The organism is Nitrosomonas sp. Nm166 (genome assembly GCF_900112825.1).
Classification (GTDB): domain Bacteria; phylum Pseudomonadota; class Gammaproteobacteria; order Burkholderiales; family Nitrosomonadaceae; genus Nitrosomonas.
Window position 1 is genome coordinate 1 of record NZ_FONE01000077.1, and the last position, 5,915, is coordinate 5,915.

A 5,915-nucleotide genomic window follows, 5' to 3' on the forward strand; every position below is an offset into this window, starting at 1 on the left:
ATTACATGATTCCGGCGGCGATTGTGGTGCTGGAGAATCTGCCGTTGAATGCCAACGGCAAGGTGGATCGCAAGCAGTTGCCGGAACCGGAATTTGTCAGCGTGGATGAATACGAGGCGCCACAGGGCGAAGTCGAAGAAGCGTTGGCTGCGATTTGGAGGGAAGTTTTGGGGATGCCGAGAGTCGGGTTGCACAACAACTTTTTTGATTTGGGAGGACATTCACTGTTGCTGATTAAGGTCAAGCAAAAAATGGGAGAGCATCTCGGTGTGAACATTGCCATCATTGATTTGTTTAAGTACACCACGATTGCAAGCTTGGCGAAATTTCTGAGTCAAGGAAATTCAGGTCAAGCATCTTTGCAAAACCACCGGGAGCGAGCACAGCGTCAGCGCAACACTTTTATTCAACGAAAACGGAAAATAGAGAGAGCACATTAATGCATAACCTTGAAGAATTGCCGGAAGGCGCGGATCTTGATATTGCCATTATCGGCATGGCATGCCGCTTTCCTGGCGCGGACGATATCGAGTCTTTTTGGCGTAATGTGAAAGAAGGGGTGGAATCGATCACTTTTTTCACTGATGAGGAGTTGCTCGCGCGCGGTGTACCTGCTGAGACGTTAAAAGATTCGCATTACATCAAAGCAAGTGCGCAACTGAACGATGTGGATTTATTTGATGCCTCTTTTTTTGGTTATACGCCACGCGAAGCGGCAGAAACAGATCCACAGCACCGGCTTTTTCTTGAAATAGCCTGGCAAGCTTTGGAAGATGCTGGCTACGATTCATCGACGCATGAGAATCCGATAGGGATATATGCGGGCTGTGGCGAGAATACCTATTTGTTGCTGAATTTGCTGCCCAGCGGACGTATGTTGGACAAGCAGGATATTTCTGCATTGCAGGGATTGATGAATGGAAACAATAAAGATTCCATGACAACCACCGTCGCGTATAAGCTCAACTTGCGCGGGCCCGGGATTACTGTACAAACGGCTTGTTCCACTTCACTCACAGCGACACATATGGCTTGCCGAGGTTTGCTCAATCATGAAGCTGATATGGCCATTGCTGGCGGTGTATGGATCAATTTGTTACATGAAAACGGTTATTACTATGAACCTGGGGCTATACTGTCACCAGATGGTCACTGCCGTGCTTTTGATGACAAGGCGGCAGGAACAGTGGTAGGTAGTGGTGCGGGCGTTGTGGTATTGAAGCGGCTGGTTGATGCGCTGGCAGATGGAGATACGATTCATGCGGTAATTAAGGGTTCGGCTATTAATAATGATGGTTCGGCTAAAGCAGGCTATACCGCCCCAAGCGTTGCAGGGCAGGCGGATGTGATATTGGCAGCCCAGGCGATTGCAGGCATCCCGGCTGATACTATCAGCTATATTGAGACACATGGGACTGGTACTACGTTGGGCGATCCGATCGAAGTTGCGGCGTTAACACAGGCTTTCCGCGAAAGCACCGACAGGCGGGGATTTTGTGGCATCGGTTCGGTTAAGACGAATGTGGGGCACCTGGATGCGGCTGCAGGGGTAGCAGGGTTGATCAAAACAGCACTTGCGTTGAAGCACCAGACGCTGCCGCCCAGCCTGAATTTTGAGCAGCCCAACGCACAAATCGATTTTTCCTCCAGTCCTTTTTACGTGAATACGGTGAGCCAAGCTTGGCCAGATGGTGCGACGCCGCGCCGTGCGGGCGTCAGTTCTTTCGGCATCGGCGGCACCAATGTGCACATGATTGTCGAGGAAGCGCCATCAATCAAACCATCTGGTCCTGCACGCGATTGGCAGTTACTGATGGTTTCAGCACACAGCCCTGACGCATTGGAGAAGGCAGTGATGCGTTTACAGGATCATATTGCGACTCATCCGACGCAGCCATTAGCTGATATTGCTTACACGCTTCAGGTGGGCAGAAAGGGTTTTTCACATCGGGCAGTTGTGTTATGCCGCGATCACAGTGAAGCTGCCGTATTGTTGAAAGCTCGGGAGGAAGGTTGTTTTTTGTCCCAACAAGTAGTATCTGAAAATCGTCCGGTTACATTCTGCTTTCCAGGACAAGGCGCGCAATATATCGATATGGCGCGCGATCTTTATCAGCACGAACCGGTTTTCCGGCAGGAATTCGATCGTTGTCTGCAATTATTAAAGCCGCACCTTGATTTTGACCTGTTTGCCATACTGTATCCAGATACCGGCGAGACGGACCGCGCTGCAGCGTCGGCGCGACTGGAACAAACAGAAGTTACGCAGCCTGCATTGTTCGTTATTGAATATGCATTGGCGCAATTGTGGATGTCTTGGGGCATCAAGCCCACATCAATGATCGGTCACAGTGTGGGCGAATATGTGGCTGCTTGCCTGGCGCAAGTATTTTCCCTGGAAGATGCCTTGCGGCTGGTTGCCGTGCGCGGGCGCCTGCTGCAGCAGATGGAGACTGGTGCCATGCTGGCAGTTATGCTGCCTGAAGCGGAGCTTGCGCCTTATCTGAACATGGGTTGTGATCTGGCGGCTGTCAATGGGCCTGCGCTGTGTGTTTTATCCGGCCCGATTGAGGTGATTGAACAAATCGAACAGCAATTGAAGAAACAAGGCGCTGAGTGCAGGCGACTGCATGTGTCGCATGCTTTTCATTCGCGCATGACGAAAGAAATATGTCCTGTCTTTGTTGATGTAGTTGCCGGAATCAAGCCTAAACCCCCTAAGATTCCTTTTTTCTCTAATCTGAGTGGTAATTGGATCACTGCTCAGGAGGCGACGAGTGCTGATTACTGGGGACGGCATTTGCGTGGAACAGTGCGATTTAACGATGGTTTACACAAGTTATTGAGTAACCCTGCGCAGGTTCTTCTGGAAGTTGGGCCAGGAGAAACATTAATGACGCTGGCACGGCGCCATCCTTTGGCAGAGCCGGAACACCTGATGTTGTCATCATTACCCCATCCAAGTAAAGGTCATCTAGCCCAGAAACATTTGTATCTAAGTCTTGGACAGCTTTGGCTGAATGGCATAGCGATCGACTGGGATGGCTTTTATACCCATGAAAATCGACATCGTGTTTCATTGCCGACATATCCATTCGAGCGTCAATCTTACTGGATTAAGCCTGAAGAGCGGCATGTGGCAGCATCCCACCGTGCTGCAATCAATTCTAATGTAGCGGAAGTGGAAAAATTTCATAGCTGTGCGTTAACGGATTGGTTTTATATGCCTTCCTGGCGTCGTACTGATGAAATCAGGCTGGACGATTCTAATCCTGAAACCACAGGTTCTTATTTGATCTTCAAGGATGAATATGGGCTCAGCACTGCGCTGACTGAACATTTGCTGTTACTGGGTGTGAACTCTATCGTCGTTTCTGCAGGCACTGCATTTAAACGCAAAAACGAGCATAGCTACAGCGTTTGCCCCGGCGAGCCGCAAGATTTTAATCAACTGCTACAAGGTATCCGTAGTGACGGTAAAACGATCTGTCATGTTTTTCATCTTTGGAGTCTAAGTGCTGAAGATGAGGCCAGATCTCAGGCGGAAAGTCTGGCAAGAAATTTTTACAGCCTGCTCTATCTTGCCAAGTCGCTGGAAAATAACAAAGCGCTCATTCCCCCGAATCAGAAAGCTGTTATTACAATTGTAACCAATCAATTGCAGGATGTGACCGGCAGTGAAGTGCTGTGCCCGGAAAAGGCCATGCTGTATGGGCCGTGCAAAGTTATTCCACAGGAATATTCATATTTGAGTTGCCGCATGATTGATGTTGAACTACGCGCATCAAATAGCACGGCACGATTAAAATTAGCCAGGCAGATTTTTGCCGAATCGCAAGCCGAGGTGGATGTTGCCATGATTGCTTACCGAGGGCCGTATCGCTGGATACAATTTTTCGAGCAGGTGCAGCATTATGAGTCTGTAAAAAATCGCCTCAAACCAGGGGGTGTATATTTGATTACCGGCGGATTGGGCGGCATCGGCTTGACATTGGCGGAATATCTGGCTCGGACTCAACAGGCCAAGCTGGTGCTTTTGGGTCGCTCGCCGGTTCCTGCACGCGAATGCTGGTCTGAAATTCTGTCAACAACCGATAAAGCCGATCCATTACGGCGCAAAGTGGAAAACATCCTGCAGCTTGAAGAATTAGGTGCCAAAGTATTGACATTGGCTGCAGATGTGTCCAATTCGGCAGAGTTGGAGTCAGCAGTGATGCAAGCGCGGCATCAGTTTGGCACGATTGATGGCGTGATTCATGCCGCCGGTGATGTGAGTGACGGATTAATTTCACTCAAAAAAGAGGAAACAGTGGCTCGGGTACTTGCACCTAAAGTACAGGGAATGCAAGCATTGCAAGCTATTTTCAACAATAATTCGCTGGATTTTATGTTGTTGTGTTCTTCACTGGCGTCGATGGCGGGTGGTCTCAGTAAAATCGATTACTGTGCTGCCAATGCTTATCTGGATGCGAGTGCTCACGCGGCTTATCGTGAGTCCAGTTTTCCGGTCATTTCAGTTAATTGGGATGGCTGGCGCGATGTTGGCATGGCTGCCGGCATGAACATGCCGGATGGTATAGGTATTGCACCAAAGGATGGCGTGGAAGTATTCGAGCGCATCGTAAACGGTCCGAATATTCCTCAGGTGATTATTTCAACCATTGATCTTACTTCTAGATTAGGCCAGACGCCGGACGATCTGATTGCACCATCTGCACTGTTTACCACTTCGACCAGGATAAAAAGATTTTCGAGGCCTGCATTGCAGACAATTTTTAAATCACCCGAAAGCGAGCTGGAAATAAGTATTGCGGAGATTTGGCAGAACCTTCTGGGAATGGAGTCAATTGGGATAGACGACAATTTATTTGAATTGGGTGGTGACTCATTACTGGGAATACAGCTTTTATCCAGAGTTCGAACCGGGTTTGCCGTTGAATTGCACCCAGTCGACTTTTTCAGAGAGCCAACGATCGCTGCTTTGGCTGCCATTGTTGAGACGAAGCTATTGGATGAGATTGAATGCTCATAAATGTAAAGCTTGAGCAGTCGTGAGCATCGCAAACGAATAATCGTGATCAATCAATAGGCATTAAATCAGAGGGTTTTATGGTAGACAATAATGATCTTGCGCAAAGGCGTGCGCGCCTGACGCCGGAGCAGCGTCAACGGTTGGCGCAGCGGCTCCAGTCGGGCAATGATTTGATGCGGCAAAAGACTAGCATTCCGCGCCGGCAGCCTGATGAACCGGTATTGCTCTCGTACGCGCAGCGACGCCACTGGTTTTTGTGGCAGTTGAATCCGCAAGGCACGGCATATCATTTGGGCGGTGTGTTGCGTTTGACGGGAGAGCTGGATCAGCAAGCCTTGCAGCAGAGTTTTCAGACACTGGTAACGCGGCATGAATCGTTGCGTACGATTTTCCGGGTGACTGAGGACGGACTGCCGGAGCAGATTATCACGTCGAAGGGCGAATTCAAGCTAACAATGATCGACTTGAGCGATTTGCCAATTGAGGAACGTATTCCGCGCGCGCATGCGGAAGCGATTCGGATTAACACCACGCCGTTTGATCTGACACAAGGGCCGCTGCTGCGGGTTGCGCTGATTCGCATTACGCCGCGGGAACACCATCTGGTGATTGTGATGCACCACATCATCTCGGATGCGTGGTCCAATCGCATCATTATCGACGAATTCGCCGCGTGCTACCGTGCCTGGGTACAGGGAATGGAACCCGTACTGCCGGAACTGCCGATTCAATATGCCGACTACGCGGCATGGCAGAACAACTGGCTGGAAGCCGGTGAGAAAGAGCGGCAATTAGCGTACTGGCGCAAGCAACTGGGTGACGACCATGCCGCGTTGCAATTCCCGGTGGATCACCCGCGCTCATCCTCCGGCAGCTACCGTGC

3 protein-coding genes are annotated in these 5,915 nt (G+C 50.0%); all 3 read left to right on the forward strand.

The window, feature by feature from the left end; all coding sequences use genetic code 11:
- On the forward strand, positions 1–440 hold a 440-nt coding region (locus BM021_RS14340; protein WP_143074364.1), incomplete at its 5' end, for a phosphopantetheine-binding protein.
- Entirely contained in the window at positions 440–5,032 is a 4,593-nt protein-coding gene (locus tag BM021_RS14345; protein ID WP_090721678.1) for a type I polyketide synthase, read from the forward strand. The genes BM021_RS14340 and BM021_RS14345, both read left to right, overlap by 1 nt.
- Positions 5,033–5,109: 77 nt before the next feature.
- Positions 5,110–5,915 (forward strand): condensation domain-containing protein (locus BM021_RS14350; RefSeq protein ID WP_256207950.1); only part of this gene is annotated, 806 nt, incomplete at its 3' end.

Coding starts and splice junctions, on each gene's coding strand:
- BM021_RS14345 (WP_090721678.1), top strand. CDS start 440: ATGCATAACCTTGAAGAATTGCCGGAAGGCGCGGATCTTGATATTGCC.